The organism is Mycobacterium sp. E1386, assembly GCF_001672745.1.
In the GTDB taxonomy this organism is placed as follows: Bacteria; Actinomycetota; Actinomycetes; order Mycobacteriales; family Mycobacteriaceae; genus Mycobacterium.
In genome coordinates, this window is record NZ_LZKH01000030.1 from 1 (window position 1) to 18,358 (window position 18,358).

The 18,358-nt window shown below is 68.5% G+C and carries 12 protein-coding genes and 4 pseudogenes; 8 read left to right on the forward strand and 8 right to left on the reverse strand.

Annotated features, from left to right (window positions below; genetic code table 11):
* Positions 1-338 (reverse strand): annotated as a pseudogene (locus A5709_RS03475) (hydroxylase); the annotation flags it as partial.
* 88 nt (positions 339-426) lie between these two features.
* Between A5709_RS03475 and A5709_RS27170 the strand changes: the two are divergent.
* Positions 427-958: pseudogene (locus A5709_RS27170) on the forward strand (SDR family oxidoreductase); the annotation flags it as partial.
* Positions 959-1,012: 54 nt separating this feature from the next.
* Here the strand turns inward: A5709_RS27170 and A5709_RS03485 are convergent.
* Complete coding sequence (locus tag A5709_RS03485; RefSeq protein WP_082973762.1) at positions 1,013-5,461, reverse strand: cation-translocating P-type ATPase; 4,449 nt, start codon at positions 5,459-5,461, stop codon at positions 1,013-1,015.
* Positions 5,462-5,843: 382 nt separating this feature from the next.
* Between A5709_RS03485 and A5709_RS03490 the strand changes: the two genes are divergently transcribed.
* Positions 5,844-6,338, forward strand: a complete 495-nt coding sequence (locus A5709_RS03490) for a nuclear transport factor 2 family protein (RefSeq protein ID WP_068118006.1) — start codon at positions 5,844-5,846, stop codon at positions 6,336-6,338.
* Here the strand turns inward: A5709_RS03490 and A5709_RS03495 are convergent.
* From A5709_RS03495 to A5709_RS03505, 3 genes are all read right to left on the reverse strand, one after another.
* Positions 6,335-7,198 carry an alpha/beta fold hydrolase gene (locus A5709_RS03495; protein ID WP_068118009.1) on the reverse strand — a complete coding sequence of 288 codons (864 nt, stop codon included), beginning with the start codon at positions 7,196-7,198 and terminating at the stop codon, positions 6,335-6,337. The two genes, A5709_RS03490 and A5709_RS03495, sit on opposite strands and share 4 nt — an antisense overlap.
* A 27-nt stretch (positions 7,199-7,225) precedes the next feature.
* Positions 7,226-8,617 carry a wax ester/triacylglycerol synthase family O-acyltransferase gene (locus tag A5709_RS03500; RefSeq protein ID WP_067949318.1) on the reverse strand — a complete coding sequence of 464 codons (1,392 nt, stop codon included), beginning with the start codon at positions 8,615-8,617 and terminating at the stop codon, positions 7,226-7,228.
* Between the two features lie 199 nt (positions 8,618-8,816).
* Positions 8,817-9,266: a nuclear transport factor 2 family protein gene (locus A5709_RS03505; protein WP_067949315.1), complete on the reverse strand. Its 450-nt coding sequence runs from the start codon at positions 9,264-9,266 to the stop codon at positions 8,817-8,819.
* A gap of 85 nt (positions 9,267-9,351) precedes the next feature.
* Between A5709_RS03505 and A5709_RS03510 the strand changes: the two genes are divergently transcribed.
* On the forward strand, positions 9,352-10,185 hold the full coding sequence (locus tag A5709_RS03510) for a transglutaminase family protein (RefSeq protein WP_067949355.1): 834 nt from the start codon (positions 9,352-9,354) through the stop codon (positions 10,183-10,185).
* 13 nt (positions 10,186-10,198) lie between these two features.
* Here A5709_RS03510 and A5709_RS03515 read toward each other — a convergent pair whose 3' ends face one another.
* Positions 10,199-10,381: a hypothetical protein gene (locus A5709_RS03515; protein WP_067949313.1), complete on the reverse strand. Its 183-nt coding sequence runs from the start codon at positions 10,379-10,381 to the stop codon at positions 10,199-10,201.
* 182 nt (positions 10,382-10,563) lie between these two features.
* Between A5709_RS03515 and A5709_RS03520 the strand changes: the two genes are divergently transcribed.
* The 3 genes from A5709_RS03520 to A5709_RS03530 all read left to right on the forward strand — a co-directional run bounded on the left by A5709_RS03520 (position 10,564) and on the right by A5709_RS03530 (position 14,535).
* Entirely contained in the window at positions 10,564-12,798 is a 2,235-nt protein-coding gene (locus A5709_RS03520; protein WP_082953165.1) for a molybdopterin-dependent oxidoreductase, read from the forward strand.
* A 115-nt stretch (positions 12,799-12,913) separates the two neighbouring features.
* On the forward strand, positions 12,914-14,020 hold the full coding sequence (locus A5709_RS03525) for a type III polyketide synthase (protein ID WP_082953166.1): 1,107 nt from the start codon (positions 12,914-12,916) through the stop codon (positions 14,018-14,020).
* The gene (locus tag A5709_RS03530) at positions 14,014-14,535 is read left to right on the forward strand and encodes an isoprenylcysteine carboxyl methyltransferase family protein (RefSeq protein WP_067949309.1); all 522 of its coding nucleotides are present in this window, start codon (positions 14,014-14,016) and stop codon (positions 14,533-14,535) included. Before A5709_RS03525 ends, A5709_RS03530 begins: the two co-directional genes overlap by 7 nt.
* A gap of 15 nt (positions 14,536-14,550) precedes the next feature.
* Here A5709_RS03530 and A5709_RS03535 read toward each other — a convergent pair whose 3' ends face one another.
* Complete coding sequence (locus tag A5709_RS03535; protein ID WP_067949307.1) at positions 14,551-15,396, reverse strand: SDR family NAD(P)-dependent oxidoreductase; 846 nt, start codon at positions 15,394-15,396, stop codon at positions 14,551-14,553.
* 195 nt (positions 15,397-15,591) lie between these two features.
* On the opposite strand from A5709_RS03535, the gene A5709_RS03540 reads away from it, so the two are divergent.
* Both A5709_RS03540 and A5709_RS03545 read left to right on the forward strand, forming a co-directional pair.
* Positions 15,592-16,632, forward strand: coding sequence for an alpha/beta hydrolase (locus A5709_RS03540; protein WP_067949305.1), 1,041 nt, complete (start codon positions 15,592-15,594; stop codon positions 16,630-16,632).
* 378 nt (positions 16,633-17,010) lie between these two features.
* Positions 17,011-17,973: pseudogene (locus A5709_RS03545) on the forward strand (FHA domain-containing protein); the annotation flags it as partial.
* Between the two features lie 36 nt (positions 17,974-18,009).
* Here the strand turns inward: A5709_RS03545 and A5709_RS28670 are convergent.
* Positions 18,010-18,321 (reverse strand): annotated as a pseudogene (locus A5709_RS28670) (ATP-binding cassette domain-containing protein); the annotation flags it as partial.
* Positions 18,322-18,358 lie beyond the last annotated feature (37 nt).

Genomic DNA, 18,358 nt, shown 5'->3' on the forward strand with positions numbered 1-18,358 from the left:
TACGGCGAGGCCATCCACGTGTCGACGTCGTCGGCCCAGATTTCGGCCGCGACCTTCGGGTCCGCGTACGCCAACTGATAAGGGTGCACACCGACGACGCCGACGATCCAGCCGGCCGCCGGGTCCAGCGCCGCGGTCGCCATCGTCGTCTCGGCGAACTCGCGGGGGTGAACCTCGAAGCCCTGATATTGCTTGGTTTGCAGCAGCCGGATCAGGCCGGCGCCCTTCATCAGCTTGACCGTGTCATCGGTGAGCCGGCCGATCCGCTCGGCCTCGGGGGCCTGGTCGCGCAACTGATCCGCCATCGCCACGACCCGGTCGAGTACCCGTTCGCTCATGTTGGTGTCCTTACGTCTGGAGGCTTAGTAATGGTCTACCGCAGTTGGTGCCTCAGCCGAAGCCGTTCCCGATGAGCGGACGAAAAAGCTCGCAAACGCCGGAATCCACATAGCGGGCGAACCGACATGGGAAATTGACCCCCGGGACTGGCACCGCACGCTCGACATCAACCTGGCCGGCGTATGGCACACGGTCAAGGCCGGTGTGCCGCACATGGGCGCAGGGGCGCCATCGTGATCATCAGCTCGATCAATGGTCTTCGCGGGACACCCAATACCGCGCATTACACCGCGAGCAACCACGCGTTGGTCGGGCTGGCGCGCACTCTCGCGAACGAGCTCGGCCCGGGCGGTATTCGCGGTCAACACTGTCATCCCGGGGCGGTCGCGACCCCGATGGTGCTCAACGACAAGACGTTCCGACGGCTACGTCCGAACCTTGAGAACCCGACCGCCGCAGATGCCTCCGAAGTGCTGCAGGCGCGCAACCTGCTGCCGGTGCTTTGGGTGAGCCCGTCGACGTTGCCAATTCGGTCGTGTTCCTGGCCTCCGAGGAGGCCCGCTACATCACCGGCACGCAGCTCGTCGTCGACGCCGGCCTCACGCAGAAAACGACCTGAGCTGTCGCCGCCGAAGGCGTGTCCATCAAGTGCGCGGCGACAGTTATGAGGGCCTCACGGGCGATCGGTGACGGTCTCAGCCGAAATCCGATGCTGTTCTCGGTCCACCAGTCTCAGCGCACGCGCGGCCTTGGCGGGAGCCATCAGGACTGCGGTATGCGGCGCTCGGGATCCGCTGTGCTGCGGCGGTTGTGGGGCAGACGTGGCGGGCTCGTCGAGGTCCGGGTCGTCAGCGATGGGCGGTGAGCTTTCATCCCGGCGGCCCGGCCGCAACCGGTTCGCGGCGGCCACGGCGAGGACGGCGGCCGTGGCGGTGCCCAGCCCCTGCGCCCAGCCCAGGGGGCCGACCGGCGTGCACCCCAGGAGTTGGCTGATCCCCGGGGTGCTGATCATCGCGGTGAATGCCGCGAAGGACCCGGCGGCGGTGAGCAGCACCAGGGGCGCGTGCGAGTCGACCACGGTCTGGCCCAGCTCGACCGCGACCAACGAGATCAGCGCGACGGTGGAGGCCCGCGCCGGTAGCCCGGTGACCGAGGCCATCGCCCAGGCGGTCGTGGCGGCGGTGGCGGTGAGCGCTCCGCGTGCGGCCACCGTCCGGCGTAGCGCGCGTTCGTCGATGCCGCGCCCGACGCGTTCCACCCGCCCCGCCGGGGCGCTGACGGCGACCGCGGTCGCGGGCAACGCGTCGGTGAGCATGTTGATCAGCAGCAACTGCCGGGTGTTCAGCGGCGAGGTCCCGGTGAGCGCAGTGCCGATGACCGAGAAAATCACCTCGCCGGCGTTGCCGCCGAGCAGGCCCGCGACGGCCGCCTGGACGCCGCGCCACAGTCGGCGTCCCTCGTCGATGGCGGCCACCAGCGTCTCGATGCGTCCGTCGGTCAGGACCAGGTCGGCGGTCGTGTGGGCGGAGTCGCTGCCGCGGGCGACCACACCGACGCCGACGCTTGCCGCCCGGATCGCGGCGGCGTCGTTGGCGCCGTCGCCGACCATGGCGCACACCCGCCCGGTGCGCTCGAGCGTCTGGACGACCTGCACCTTGTTCTCCGGTGACATCCGGGCGAAGATCAACCGCTCGGAGACCGCCCGCTGCTGATCGTGGCGTGACAGCGCGTTCCATTCCGACCCGGTGATCACCTGGTCGGCGTTCACCGACACCCCGAGTTCGCGGGCGATCGCGGTCGCGGTGACGGGGTGGTCGCCGGTGATCAGCCGGATGGCCACGCCCCGCTGGGCGAGGCCCGCCAGCAACTGCGACGCCTGAGGGCGCGGGGTGTCCGAGAGGCCCAGGAACCCGGTGAGCGTCAATCCCGTCTCGCACAGTCCGGTGATGCTGTCGGGGTCTTTTCGCAACGCTCGCGCCTGTGCCGCGCTCAGGCGGCGCTGGGCCACCGCGATGGTCCGCAGCCCCGCCGTCGTGAGGGCCGCGACAGCGTCGTCCACGTCCCGGCCCGCCTCCCGGCACGCCGCCAGGACCACTTCCGGGGCGCCTTTGACGGACAATTGCGTGCCCGTCACCGAGGCCGAGAACGCCCTGCCGGACCGGAACGGCAGGTGCGCGTCGGGCTCGGGTCGTGGACCGGATCCGGCTGCCGCGTCCGCCGCCTTGACGATGGCTTCGTCGGTGGCGTGGACGTGCGGATTGCCGTCGTCGGCCGGCGCGGCCTGGGCCGCGCACCGCAGGACGTCGTCGTGGGAATGTCCCTCCGCCGGGCGCACCTCGGCGACGCGGAGACGGTTCTCGCTCAGCGTTCCGGTCTTGTCGAAGCAGACCACCTCGACGCGACCCAGCGCCTCGGCCGCACGCGGCACCCGCACCAGTGCCCCGCATTCGCCCAGCCGCTGGGCCGACGCGGATTGGGCGAGCGTGGCCATCAGGGGCATGCCCTCCGGAACGGCCGCCACGGCGACGGCGATGGCGCTGCCGAGGGCTTGGCGCAGGCCGCCGGCGCGCAGCAGGCCGAGCGCTCCGACCAGGACGCCGCCGCCCGCGCTGAACGGGAACGCGCGGCTCATCAGCTGGCTGAGTTGATGGTGCAGGCCGACGGTCGGCAGCTCGCCGGACGCCAGTTCGGCCGCGCGTCGGCTCTGGGTATCGGCCCCGACGGCGGTGACCAGCGCGACCGCGGTGCCGGCCACCACGGTGGTGCCGGCGTAGATCATGCAGCGGCGCTCGGCCAGTTCGGCCCCGGGCGTGGCCTCGACCTGCTTCTGGACCGACAGTGATTCACCGGTCAGCGATGATTCGTCGACCTCGAGGTCGTGCGACTCGATCACCCGAGCGTCGGCGGGCACCACCTCGTCGCTGCGTACTTCGATCAGGTCGCCGGGCCGCAGCTGCTCGATGACGACTTCTCGGTAGCCGCGCGCGCCGTCGGGCCCCTGGGTGAGGACGCGGGCCGGCGGGGTCTGCTGTGCGAGCAGGCGGTTCAGCCGATTCTCGGCCCGAAGCTGTTGGGCCGTCGACAGCAGCGCGTTCCCGGTCAGCACGGTGCCGACCAGTACCGCGTCGGTCGGTGACCCCAGCACCGCGGTGGCCGCCGAGCACAACCCGAGGATCGGCGTCAACGGGTCACCGGTCAGCTCGCCGACGGCGGCCCTGGCGAACTCCCACGCCGCGGCGGGCAACCGTGTGCTGTCTCGTTCGGAATCCGTTGCGGCGGAGGGCTCGTCGGGGTCACGCAGCGCGGCCAGCAGTTCACCGACCCGCTCCGTCGACATCGCGTGCCACTCGAACGCCGGGGCCGGCCGGGGGACGGGTGTGCGAATTGTGCCGAGCGCCAACAGGTATCCCGACAGCAGCCCCGCGACGGCACCGATGGTCACCGGGCCGGGCCCGCGCAACCTGCGCACCCCGGGCACCATGAACAACGCGCCCAGCGTCGATGCGCCCACCGAGATGGCGATGCCCTGCTGGCTCGCCCTCCTGGCCGCCGGTAACGCGTGCAGCACGCGCCACGCCCCGGCCAGGTCGTCGAGCATCAGGTCGGCGGTCCAGGGCGGCGGGGCGTCCGGGTCCGGCCTGATGCCCAGCGCCACGTCGGCCCCGGAAAGGGCTTGCGCGCCAAAGGATGAAAGAACCGCGACGGTGTGCCCATCCCGTTGCAGCACGGACACCGCATCGGCGAGCGCGCCGTCGACGTCGCCGGCGTCGACCGGGTGGACGTCGTCGAACGCGGGGCGCAGGTCACCGAGCAGGTCGGTGTCAACGGACACCAGGCGCACGCCAGAGTCGCGCGCGCGGGCGATCAGCGCCGACGCCAGAGGGTGCGGGGCCGGGGCGATGAGCGCCTCGACCGCATCGCCGCCAACTGCGTTGTCCTGGGATGTGGAGGGAATCGAGTGCCAGCCGGGGGGCGGGCATTCGTCGAGCAGCTCCTGTGCCTGGGCCCAGGCCGCCGGCATGTCGTCGTCGCGGGCGCCGCGGACGCTGACCACGCGCATCTGAGCGCCACACAGCACGCGCGGATCGATCAGCAGGGCATCGACCTTGTCGAGTCGGCGCAGACTTTCCGGCCGCAGCACCAGCACCGCGTGACGGTCTGCCAGGCCGCGGCCGAGCGTGGCCGCGAACGCCTCGTGCGTCGTGCGCATCGCCTTCGGCGAGGCCGCCAGCGCGGCGTTCGACGCCATGGTGACGTTGCGGGTGAGGGCCCCGGTCAGGCCGACGCCGATCATCTGCACCCACGCCACGCGGTTCCCATGACGTTCGATCGGGCCGGCCGGTGCGGGAACCGGGCGCGGTGAACCGTGCGCCTCCGAGGAGTCGGCATGCCGGGCCAATTCCGGCTCATAACGGGCCCACGCCCGTGCCGCGGCGCGGCTTTCGGCGGCCTTGAAAGCGTGCATCGCCACGTCGACCGAGAGCTTCGCCGGCGACAGCGTGACGACATGCGCGGCGGTGCCGAACATCGATAACGCGGTATCCGTTGCGCCGGGGCCGATTCCGCCCTCGAGCAGGCGACGCAGCCACGGTTGATGATTCGCGATCGCGGACGCCGCCTCGACGGCGATCGGCGCCGCCGGCAACCGCAACGCGCGCCCCGCAACCGCGACCGCGAACCCGGCGGCGTTGACGGCCACCATCGCGCCGCGGGTGGCCAACAACAGGCCGTCGCCGGGGAGGCTGGCGCGGCGCGTGGAATCGGCTGCGCCGTAACCTGTTTCAACATTGTCGAGCGCGGAGCAGAGCGCATTGAGGGACGCTTCGCCGTCGTCGACCTCGACAACCACGCGCGACAGCGGACGGTTCAGGCTGACCCTCGTGACGCCTGGTTGGGCCCGCAGCGCGTCGACGGCGGCGCGGCCGCGTTCCGCCCCGCCCGTGCCGTCGAGGCCGCGCACCTCGATCCACAGGCGGCCGTCGCCGTGCCCGCATCGCCGGGTCAGGGTGGAACGGGACACCTCGCCGGAGAGCACCTGTGCGCCCACCCGGACCGGCAGCGCGACAACATCGAGACCGGCGGTGGCCAACCGGCCGACGGCGTCGCCGAGCCCCGCAGACATCACCCGCAGCGCCGAAAGCTGTCGCACGCGCAACCCCTTTCACGCACATGACGAATGGTGGCTTCGCGGTTTTCCCGCGAGGGAGGCCGCCGACGACGCTGGCCGCGACCGCAAACCCGACCAACCTAACCCGAGGTCAAGGGCCCAGCAACTTGAGAACGGCGCACGTAAAGAACATGTAAAAAGTGATCGCGGCTGTTAGGGGCCCTCGATCAAAATCTTCGGGTCGGCTGATTCATGGATTGAGCAAACCCAAATGGGCCGTTGTGGTTATGGCCCGCCCGGGTCGAACCCGGTCAGCCCTCGAAGCGCAGCCCGGCCGTCCTAACGTGTGGGGATCGATAATGGTCCGCTGCCGCGATTCCGACGATGAGGAGCAATCATGAGCGACATCGACGAGCTGTCCGCGCGGCTGCGCCGGCTCGAGGACGAGCGCGATATCGCGCGGCTGATCGCCTCATACGGTCCGGCGGTCGACGCCGGGGATGCCGATGCGGCGGCGCGGTTGTGGGCACACGACGGAATCTACGACGTCGACGGCTGGCGCATGGAGGGCCGGGCGGACGTGCACGCCATGGTGAGCTCGTCGGCCCACCAGAACCTGGTGGCCAAGGGCTGCGGCCATTTCCTCGGGCCCTGCGTCGTCACGGTCACCGGCGACTCGGCGGTGGCGGTGTGTGAGTCCTTGGTGCTGGTTCGCGACGGTGACGGATATCGCGTATGGCGTTGCGCCGCAAATCATTTCACGCTGCAGCGGATGGACGGTCAATGGCGGATCGGCGTGCGCACCACCCGTGTCCTGAACGGCAATCCCGCCGCCCACGCGCTGCTCACCGCGGGCCTGACGGGGCTGGCCGAGCCGGACGGCGATCGCTAGCCCCGGGACAGGAACGCCAGCACCGTGCTCTCGAAGGCCTCGCGGGCCTCGATCATCGCCCAGTGACCGGAGTTGGGGAAGATGTGCAGCTCCGCATTGGGGATGGTGCGCATCGGGATGAGCGCCATGTCGGGCGGGCTCACCCGGTCGTCGCGTCCCCACGTCAGCAGGGTCGGCGCGGTCAGTTTGTGCATGACGGCCCAGGGCAGCGGGCGGTCGGAGGCGGCCATCGCCGCGTTCATGGCGGAGAAGGCCGCCTTCCCGTACATCCGGCGCGCGGCGGCCAACGTGTCCGGGTCGGTGGCGAGCCCCCAGCGTTCCTCGACGAGTTCCTCGGTGATCAGCGCCTGGTCGTAGACCATCGACTTGAGCCAGTCCACCAGCCGCTGGCGGGTGGGGTCCTCGACGAACTCCTGCAGCAGCCGGATGCCCTCGCTGGGGCTGGGGCTGAAGATGTTGGTCCCGATGCCGCCGATGGTCACCAACCGGCCGACGCGGTCGGGGTTGTGGGTGGCGAAGTTGATGCCGACGCCGCCCCCCATCGAGTTCCCGACGATGTGCACCCGCTGGACACCGAGCGCTTCCAGGAACGGGGAGACGGTGCCGAACGCGGTGACCATCGGGTGGCCGCCGAAATCGTCACTGACGCCGAACCCGGGAAACTCCAGGATCAGGCAGCGGAACCGCTCGGCGAAAGCGGGCAGGATGCCGCGGAAGTTGCGCCACCCCGTGACGCCCGGTCCCGACCCGTGCAGGAACAGCAACACCGGAGCGGATTCCGGGCCGCAGTCGTAGTAGCGCAAAGCGCCCTTGGGAGTGCTGATTTCGCGCAGGTGCTGCTGCGTAACGGTGTTTGCCACGGGTGCCACCTTGCCATGCCGTGGCGGTCAGCTCTGCTGGTGGCTCGATTCGCTGCAATTCAGCAGCTCTTTGAGCGCCGCCGGAAACGTGTCGGCGAGGTCCCAGAGATCGCCAACCAGGTCGGGGCAGGAGATGAGGCCGACGCCGAGCCGGCCGTTGAGGGACATGACGGTGATGTTGAGGCCCGCGCCGGCGATGATCGGGCCGAGCGGATACATGGCGTCGACCCGGCAGCCCATGAAGTAGAGCTGTTCCTGCGGCCCGGGCACGTTGGACAGCACCAGGTTGTGCGGCGGCTTGTCGGGCAACGGGATACGGGGCAGAAGCTTCATCGCCGCGCCGAACATGGTCTGGCCTGCCACCTGCGTCCAGTCCTGCAGCAGGCTGGACCCCATGGCGGCGGCGTGGTCCTTGGCCGCCGCGTTGCGCTCCGCGATGCTGGTCAGCCGCTCGGCCGGATCGTCGATGTGGGTTTCGAGGCGGCAGAGCATCCAGGTGGTCTGGTTGCGGCCCGGCCGGTCGGATTTGCCTCGCACCGAAACCGGCACGCTGGCCACCATCGGGCTGTCCGATAGTTCGTTGCGGTCCAGGAAGAACTGTCGCAGGGCCCCGGCGCACAGCGCCGTCACCACGTCGTTGATGGTGACTCCAAACCTGTTCTTGACCTTCTTGACGTCCTCGAGGTCAAGCGACGTGAACGCGACGTTGCGGCGCCGGGTGAACGGACCGTTGAACGCCGTGGGCGGTGCGGCGAATGGGGCGGCCATCGTGTGGCCGCCGCCGCGGGCGCGGAGAATCGTCTGCGCCAGTGTCAGGGCGGTTGCCGGCACCACTTTGGCCAGGCGCCAGGGCCGCAGCCCGGCCCCGATGAGGCCGGATGCCGCGATCTGAAGGGGATGTGCCGCGCCCGCCCGGGCGGCGGGTTCCGGGGGCGGAGCGTCCGGCTCGGTGCTGCACAACTGGGCCAACAGGTTCGCCCCGCCGATCCCGTCGACGACGGCGTGGTGGGCCTTCAGGACGACCGACAGCGCGCCGCCCTGCAGACCCTCGATCACCCACATCTCCCACAGCGGCCTATCGCGATCCAGCGCCAGCCCGGCGACGTGTCCGCAGATCTCCGCTAACTCCCGGGATCCCCCCGGCGCCGGGAGGGCAACCCGATGCAGGTGCCGCGCCAGGTCGAAACGGTCGTCGTCCACCCACACCGGGTGGTCGAAGTTCAGCTGGTTGTCGGCCAGCTTGAGACGGAATTCGGGCACCGCGTCCACCCGCGCTGACAGCGCCTCGCGAAATTGGCCGAAGGTGTAGCCGCCCGGCATGTCACCGGGGTCCAACTCCAGCACGCAGCAAACATTCAACGGCTGCGTCGGCGATTCCAGGTACAGAAAGAACGCGTCTAATCCACTGAGTCGCTGCATTTTCGCTCGTCTCGATTGTGCGGCCATGACCGCTGGTCACGTGACCTGCGGTCAGCCCCGGGCCCAACGGGGGAACGCAATCACGGTTGACGGCGATCTCTAGGTCTAGTTTCTATCTGTAGCCGTTGAGCGCCCAGCGGCAAACATTCGAGCGAGACATTTAACGAAATCGCCACCGACGTTCATCTCGGCGCTGGGCTCAGTCCTCGCGAGACCGCCCTGCCATGGTCGACCCGGGCGCCGCCCAGTCGGTCGACACCTTGCGATGCCTGATCAGCCAGGCATCACCGTCGGGCACCAGGGTGTCGCGATAACGACCGAAATGGTCGAGGCCGGCGTTGGTGTACACGGTGAAGTAGGACGAGACCTCCGCCCGATCGGCGTGGAGCGCGGTGAACAGCACGTTGGTGACGTTGTGGCGGACGACGGGCTTGACGCGGGCCCCGGCGGCGACGTTCCCGGTGATGCCACCGAGGAACGCGACGATCGCGGATCGGCCGCGCAGCGGCTCGACGCCGCGGATCTCGAGGACACCGTCTGCGCAGAAGGTCTCCGCGAGATCCTCGAGGCGGCCCGCGTCACCGGACCAGTTGTATCTGGCCAAAGTGTCGCGGATTCGCTCGCGGGCGACCAATTCCCACATCTGCACCGTCGTGACTCCTCGCCAGGAGCGCTCTCGCGCTGCGCATCGCCGGATCTTTGTGTTGGATGACTAGCGTAGGCAGGTGGCGAGCATGCAGGGGGCACTGATTACAACACGCGATCTCAAACGTGTCGTCGGCGCGGACATCGAACTTGAGGTGACGGCGCCGACGACCCTGGAATTCCAGGTCACCGTGGCCCGGCAGCCGGGTATCGACGTGACCGAATCGCTGGCGATCACGTTGGACGGCAAGCCAATTGAGCCGCGCGAGATCGTCGGTGAGCACGGCACCCGGATCCATTCCATTGAGGCGGAAGGCGGGATCGTCGCGCTTTCGTACTCGGCAACGGTGGCCGGACAAGCTGAGCCCCCGCCGGTCCGCGACGTCGACTTGATCACCTATCTGCGCCCGAGCCGGTATGCAGAGGCCGACAAGTTCTTCGGTTTCGCCGCCACAGAATTCCAGCAATATGCGACCTCGGAGACGCTGCTCGAGAGGGTCTCGTCGTGGGTGGGTACGCGGCTGAATTACGTTCCCGGCTCCAGCGATCCGATCGATGGCGCCACCGACACGTTGCTGGCGGGCGCCGGTGTATGCCGTGACTACGCCCATCTGGTGATCGCATTGCTGCGCGCGCTGAACGTCCCCGCCCGGCTCGTGGCGGTTTACGCCCCGGGATGTCAGCCGATGGATTTCCACGCTGTGGCCGAGGCGTTCGTCGACGGCGCCTGGCGCGTGGTGGACGCGACGTGCCTGTCGCCGCGGCAGTCGATGGTGCGGATCGCCACCGGTCGTGATGCCGCCGACACGGCGTTCCTGGACAACCACAAGGGGGCCATCACGTTGAACAACGCGACCGTCACCGCGGTGGTGGACGGAGAGCTGCCCAAGGATTCGGTCGATCAGCTGGTGACCCTGTGGTAGCGGCTCCGAGAAGTCACCTCACGATGTAAGGCCGGAAGCCTTGGGGGACGGCGGGTACCACGCCGTTCAGGTCGAAGACGGCGATCAGGGCCCGCAGCAGGGCGGGGGACCAGTCCTCGAACGGTTGCGCGTCCAGTCGGCTGAGGACTTCATCGCGCAGATGATCGATGCCCGACGGGTGCCGTGGGTCGCTCAACGAGCCAGCTCCCTTCCCGAAGACCTACTGCGTCGACGCTAGGGCCGCGGCGTCGCGCTTGTACAGCTGACTGGTCAAACTCAAATGTGTTTCAAGGGACGCCTACGCTCGGTCAACCCGGCCGGGCGTCCAGAGCGGGATCGCCACTTCCGCGACGGCTGGTAGCGGAATACAGTGGGGGGGTGACGACGGGCGAAGACGGCAGGCATCTGCGCACCTGCCCCCTGTGTGAAGCCATGTGCGGCTTGGAGATTCAGGTCGATGGCGGCAGGGTCACCAGCATCCGGGGAAATCGCGACGACGTGTGGAGCCGCGGACACATCTGCCCCAAGGGTGTCTCACTTGCGGCGCTCCACGACGACCCGGACCGCATCCGCCGACCCATGATCAAGGTCGACGGCCAGTGGCAGGAGGTCAGCTGGGACGCGGCGTTCCGCCGGTGCACCGAATTGCTGACGCCGGTGATCGAGAAGTATGGAATCGGCGCGGTCACCGCCTATACCGGCAACCCACTGGCGCACTCGTTCTCACTGGCCCGCTATGCGGGTGTGCTGATGGGCATGTCCGGCATGCCGATCACGTATTCGCCGGGGACGGTCGACCAGTGGCCCAAGAACCTGTCGTCGCACCTGATGTATGGCCTCTGGTGGAACTTCCCGGTGCCCGACATCGAACGCACCGACCTGATGGTGATCATGGGCGCCAACCCCGCCGCGTCGCAGGGGTCATTGCTGGCCGCTCCCGACGTGATGGGTCTGATCGAGGCGATCCGCGAGCGAGGCAAGGTGATCGTGATCGACCCGGTGCGCACACAGACGGCAGCGCGCGCCGACGAGTGGCTTCCCATCGTGCCCGGCACCGACGCCGCGCTGCTATTGGCCGTGGCGCACACGCTGTTTGACGAAGATCTCATCCGGCCCGGACCGCACGTGGACGGTGTCGACACCATGCGCCGGGTCGCCGCGGATTGGCCGCCGGAGCGTGTCAGCGCGGTCACGGGCATCGACGAGGACCGCATCCGGCTCTTGGCCCGCGAACTCGCCGGGACCGAGAAGTCGGTGGTGTACGGCCGAATCGGGTTGTGCAATCAAGAATTTGGGAGCCTAGCCAGCTGGCTGGTCGACGTCATCAACATCTTGACCGGTCATTTCGACGTTCCCGGGGGAGCGATGTTCCCCAAGCCGGCGGCGTGGTCGATCACCACGCAGCCGCTGCCCGGCCTGGAGGGTGGCCTCCCGGAGTTCGGCCGCTGGCATACCCGCGTGCGTGGGGCGAAGGAAGTGCTCGGCCAGGCGCCGGTGTCCTGCATGGCCGAGGAGATCGCCACCCCGGGCGAGGGGCAGCTCAAGGCCCTGATCACCGTCGCCGGCAACCCGGTGTTGTCCACCCCCGGCGGCGACAAGCTTGACGAAGTCCTGCCCATGCTGGAAGCGATGATCTCCGTTGACCTCTGGCTCAACGAGACGACGCGGCACGCCGACGTGATCCTGCCCGGGCTGTCCCCACTCGAGCAGCCGCACCACGACGATCTCATCCTGCTGTTCGCGATCCACAGCATCGCCAATTACTCGCCGCCCGTGTTCGATCCCGGAGACCGCCCGCACGAATGGGAGATCCTGATCCGGCTGACCGGCCTGTGCACCGGCACGCCGGCCGAAGATGTCGACGTCGCCGCGATCGACGACGGGTTCTTCGATTACCTGGCCTTCACCCAGGGCCTCGACGGGGCGGAGATCCGCAAGCGCTACGACCACGGTGGGCCCGAGCGGATGCTGGACCTCACGCTGCGAACCGGACCGTTCGGGGACCAGTACGGGAAAAGCCCGGGCGGGCTCACGCTGGACCTACTGAAGGCCAACCCGAACGGCATCGACTTCGGCCCGATGGTGCCGCAGCTGCCCGACATCCTGGGCACCCCCGACAAGAAGATTCGGCTCGCCCCGCAGTACCTGCTCGACGACCTGCCCAGGCTGGCCGCCCGGATGGAGCGGCCGGCCGAGCCGCTCGTTCTGGTGAGCCGCCGACACCTGCGCTCGAACAACACCTGGCTGCACAACGTGCCCGCGCTGATGAAGGGAAAGGACCGGTGCACGTTGCTGATTCACCCCGATGATGCGGCCCGCTGCGCCATCGAGGACGGCGATGTCGTCACCGTGAAATCGGCCGCCGGAGAAATCAAAGTGCCGGTCGAGGTCACCGACGCGATCAAACCCGGTGTGGTGTCGATGCCGCACGGGTGGGGACATGGCAAACCGGGCACCCGCATGGCGGTGGCCAACAACTCGCCGGGCGCCAACACGAATGTGCTTTCGCCGCCGACGTTTATCGACGAACCGTCCGGCAACGGCGCACTCAACGGCATCCCGGTGACGATCATCGACGATCAAGCCCGATTCCGGTCCGCGCAGACAATCTAGTCGCACTGCCGCCGGCCCCCTCTCGGTTGGTTAACGCTAAGCGCAGGACTGTGGTTCATCTCACCTGGGCGACACTCCGATGAACCGTCGAGCGGAGCCCGTCGTCGGCATAGGCATGACTGCAACATCGCATCTCACATCCCCGTCGCGGGCCGTCCAGCGTGGGCACGGCGCGCCGCACATCGCCGGCGCCGCGGTGGCCTTCACCTCGCACCGTTACAACCAGGACGAAGTCGCCCGCGAGCTAACCGAATTCACCGACCCGCGGTTTATGCGCTTCGCGCAGACGACGGGGGTCGATCACCGCAGCCTCGCGCTGCCGCTCTCGCGTTACCCACGACTGAGTGGCTTCACCGAAGCGAACGACGCCTATCTCGAGGTCGCCGTCGACCTCGGTGAACGGGCGATTCGTTCGGCGTTGGCCGAGGCGGACATCGAACCGCACGAGGTGGACACCATCGTGATGGTTTCCAGCACCGGCATCGCGGTGCCCACCATCGACGCGCGACTGATGACCCGAATCGGTCTGCGGCCCAACATCAAACGGGTCCCGCTGTTCGGCCTCGGTTGTGTTGCCGGGGCCGCCGGGATGGCGCGCGTGCACGACTATCTGCGTGGCTACCCCGGGCACGTGGCCGTGCTCCTGTCGGTTGAGTTGTGTTCCCTCACGCTGCAGCGCGACGACACCTCGATTCCCGCCCTCATCGGTGTGTCGTTGTTCGGCGACGGCGCCGCCGCCGTGGTCGCCACGGGCGCCGACCGGATTCCCGCGGGCCACAACGGCCGCCGAGCCCCGCGCGTCCTCGGGACCCGCAGTGCCGTGGTTCCGGAGACGGTTGACGTCATGGGTTGGAACGTGGGATCGAGCGGGTTCCAACTGGTGATGTCGCGCGACGTGCCGAAGATGGCCGACACCTACTTACGGGAAGAGGTCGACGGTTTCCTTTCCGACCACGGCTTGTCGCTCGCGGACATCTCGGCCTGGGTGTGTCATCCCGGCGGTCCGAAAGTCCTCGACTCGATCGAGGACGCGCTGGAGCTACCGCCGGAGGCGTTGATTCACAGCCGAAACTCCATGCGCGACAACGGCAACATCTCCTCGGCATCCGTGCTCGACGTGCTGCGCCGAACGGTCGCGGAGCCGCCGGCCGAAGGAAGCTTCGGGGTCATGCTGGCGATGGGTCCCGGTTTCAGCTTCGAGCTGCTGCTGCTGCAATGGTGAGGGGCGAGGCCGTGTACTACTACCTGTTGATTCTGGCGATCGGCGGCGAACGCCTGGTCGAGCTGGCGGTATCGCAGCGAAACACCCAATGGTCACTCGCGCACGGGGGCAAGGAGTTCGGCCGGGACCACTACCCGGCGATGGTCAGCATGCATGCGCTGCTGCTGGTTTCGTGCGTCGTGGAAACCTGGGCGCTCCACCGGCCGTTCATTGCGTGGCTGGGCTGGCCCATGCTCGCGGTCGTAGTTGTCAGCACAGTGGTGCGGTGGCGCTGCGTGAGCGTCCTCGGCAGGCGTTGGAACCCAAGGCTCATCGTGATCCCGGATGCTCCGCTGGTTCGCGACGGGCTCTATCGGTGGGTTCGCCACCCCAACTACACGGCCGTGACGGCGGAGGTGGCGGCGCTGCCGCTGGTTCACTCGGCGTGGCTGACCGCAATCGCGTTCACCATCGCGAACGCGCTCGTGCTGAGGGTGCGCATCCGGGCGGAGAACGCCGCGCTGGGCCTGGTCTGAGGACCGCCCGCGATATCAGGGCGCGATGGGGCGATTCGTCCACTCGCGGTCGGGCCGGCGCGACGAGCGGAACCAACCGCCCGCCGCGCCGGTACCGCCGTCGGTCGGAATGGTGTGGCCGGTGACGAAGGCCGACAGGTCGGAAGCCAGAAACAGGATGGCGTGCGCCTGATCCTCGGGCACACCCATCCGGCCGACCGGGACCCACTGCGGCCACCGGGTCTGCTCGTCGGCCGACAGCCACCGGGAGTAGGGCACCTGGAGGGATTCGGTGACGTCAGGAGCGATCGCGTTGACCCGCACCCCGTGCCGGCCCACCTGAACCGCAAGGCTGCGGGTGAACTGGATGACGGCGGCCTTGAAAGCGGCATAGACCGGATCCTCCGGGTAGCCGCGCAGGCCCTCGACGGAGGAAACGTTGACGATCGCGCCGGCCCGCCGGGCCACCATCGACGGCAGGAACGCGTGGGTGACCAGGAAGACGTGGTGCAGGTTGATCCGGTACAGCTCGTCCCAGAACTGGGCGTCGGTGTCGACGAAATCTCCCGGATGGCGCAGCCAGTGGCCAACGTTGTTGACCAGAACGTCCACCCGGCCATAGCGGTCCAACACCGATCGCGCCAGGTCGTCGACCGCGTCCGCATCACGGACGTCGGTGACCACCGCCACGGCCGATCCACCCGAGGCCGCGATGTCGTCGACGGCGCCCGCGGCAAGTTCGCCGTCGATGTCGACGATGACCACGTGTGCGCCATGCCGAGCGAACACCCGCGCGGTGGCCGCGCCGATGCCGCCGCCACCGCCCGTCACCACCGCCACCCGGCCGCCGAGCAGCGGCTCAGCGCGCGTTTCGTCGCTCATCACTCATATCTTGGCGGACCGGGCGGATATCGGCCGGAAATCGACCAGGCCAGGGGCGGCAAGCCGCCGGAAAGTCTGTCCTATACCCATCCAGCCGCGCCGATAAACCGTGATGTACCCAACATTCGCGCCCCCTTCACCCGCAGTTTTCCCGGGCCGTGGAGGGGTACTCCCTCCCCACTTAGGAGGGATTGCATGGTTAGCACCGCCGATCCACGTCGCGTATTACCAAGTCGCGCAATGAAGAGGCGAGTCCACCATCGCCACAGTCCGCAGTCGGTTGCGGTCTCGCTGGCCAGCCGGCTGATCGTGAAGAACACCGTGCGCGCGTGGGCATTCACGCCGAACCTGCACTGGCCGTTCGAATACGTGGACGGGCTGGCGGGATTGGCGCCGCGTCTTGGCATCTCGGCGGACATCGAACCGGTCCGGCTGGAAAACTGTGCCGCCGAGTGGGTTTGCGCACCCGGCGCGTCGACCGATCGGGCGATCCTCTATCTGCATGGCGGTGCGTTCCTGACCTGCGGACTAAACACGCATCGCTCCGTGGTTACGCGTCTTTCGAAAGCCGCGGACGCCGCGGTGCTGACGGTCGGATACCGAAAGCTGCCCACGCATCAGATAACCGATGCGATCGACGATGGAATGAGCGGTCTGCGCTGGCTGCAGGATCGCGGCTTCGACGGTGACCAGGTAGTGGTTGCCGGCGATTCCGCCGGGGGGTATCTCGCGTTCATGACCACGCTGCTGGCCATCAGCAGTGAGCTGATGAGACCGGCGGGGATCGCGACGATCTCACCGTTCACCGACGCCGACCCGGTGCGAAAGTTGAAGCACCGCAACGCGCGTAAATGTTCGATGTTCACCCGCGGGGCTTTGTCGATGTTCGCTCAATACCTGAGCCAGGCGCAGCTTTTGGAGGGGCGCGGCGATTCCACCGTCGCCTCACCGGTCGACGCCGATCTCTCGTCGTTGCCGCCGGTGACCATCCACGCCAGCTCGGACGAGCTGCTCCTGCCGGATGCCGAAGTCATGGCAAAGCGCTTGGAAGCCAGCGGAATCCCGTGCGATCTGCACCTATGGGATGGACAGATCCACGATTTCCCGCTAGCGGCGGACATCCTGCCCGAGGGGCGACGGGCCATCCGCTACATCGGGGATTTCATCAAGGACGTCACCGCAGTGCGGGAGCCGTGGCGGCGTAACCTGTACACGGCCACCGCCGCGGCGGGTTAGCAGAATCCCGAAATCAACTGCGGCACAGGCCGATTCGGCGATGGCGCGCCACGCCCACCTGCTTGTCGGCGCCCTCGGGCCGGGCTCCATCAGCAGCGTCTCGCGCTGCTCCTCGGAGTCGGGCGAGGGCTTCTCGAGCGGCACGCGACTCCAGGGACCGTCGGCGGGCGGAACGTCGGCCGTGGCGCGCAGCTGCTCCGCGGCATCGGCGACGGGAACATCAACCCGAATACCATCGTCGCTCTCGCGATTGGGCGCGGCGTCACCCGCCGCCCACCGGGCGAAAACGAAGGCCGACACGTCGCGTCGTGGCTGGTGCCGGGGCCCGGCCAAAATTCGGCGTCCTGATTCTTGCGGCTGCCGATACAGTTGGTCCTGATGAGCCGACCAGCCCCGCCCGTGTTGACCGTGCGGTACGAGGGATCCGAGCGCACGTTCGCCGCAGGCAACGATGTTGCGATCGGGCGTGACCTTCGGGCCGACGTACGCGTGGCACATCCCCTGATCTCCCGCACCCACCTGATCGTCCGATTCGACCAGGGCCGATGGATCGCCGTCGACAACGGCAGCCTGAACGGGTTGTTCGTCAACCATCACCGCGTGCCCATGGTCGACATCCAGGACGGCACGCGTGTCAACATCGGCAATCCGGACGGTCCGGCGCTGACCTTCGAGGTCGGCCGCCACCAGGGCTCGGCCGGGCGGCCCCCGCTGACGACGTCGATACCGATCGTCAACCCGGCCAGCGTGGCGAACCCCCGGGCGTCCCAGACCCAGCCGCCCGGTGCGCACTGGCCCGGCCAGCCCCAGCAGTCGCCGTCCGCCTCTTTCCGCCAGCCCACGCACCAGCCCAGCGGACCGCAGCAGGTCCACCCGCCGAGCGGTTCCATGCCGAGCTATCCGTCCGCCCCGCAGCCCCGATACCCGACCGGTGGCCACCCCGCGGCACCACCCAGCGGACCGCAACAGGCCCCGCACATTTACCGCTCGTCGCCGGTGAACGTCCCCCCGGCCCACGCCCAGCCCCCGGCGGGGCCGGAGACCGGCCGCGTCGGCGCGGATGCGTCGAACCTTGCGACATCGATGATGAAGATCCTGCGTCCCGGCAAAGCCGCGGTGGAGTCGACGCCGGGTGCGATCAAGATCGGCCGGGCGAACGACAACGACATCGTCATTCCCGAAGTTCTGGCGTCCCGCCACCACGCCACCCTGATCCCGACGCCGCACGGCACCGAGATCCACGACAACCGCAGCATCAACGGCACCTTCGTCAACGGCGCACGGGTCGACTCGGCGGTGCTTCGCGACGGCGACGTCGTCACGATCGGCAACATCGTCCTGGGGGACCATGCCGATCCTGCTGCGCAGCGAGGCGTACTCGGCATGCACGTTGTGGCCCTCGAACGCGACCGTGCCCCTGGTCGGGTGCGTGTATCCCGCGACCAGCCTCGCGAACGTCGACTTGCCCGCACCCGAGGGGCCGATGACGGCCGTGAGCGTTCCGGGCTGCGCGCCCAGCGAGATGTCGTCCAGCAGCGTCTTGTTGTTCTCGATCGTCCAGCTCACGCCGCGCACGTCCAGACCCCCCGTGGGCGTGGCGGTCGCGCTCTCGTCGCGGCGGGCCAGCGTGCCGCCGGCGAAGACCAGGTCGATGTTGCCGATCGTGACGACGTCGCCGTCGCGAAGCACCGCCGAGTCGACCCGTGCGCCGTTGACGAAGCTGCGG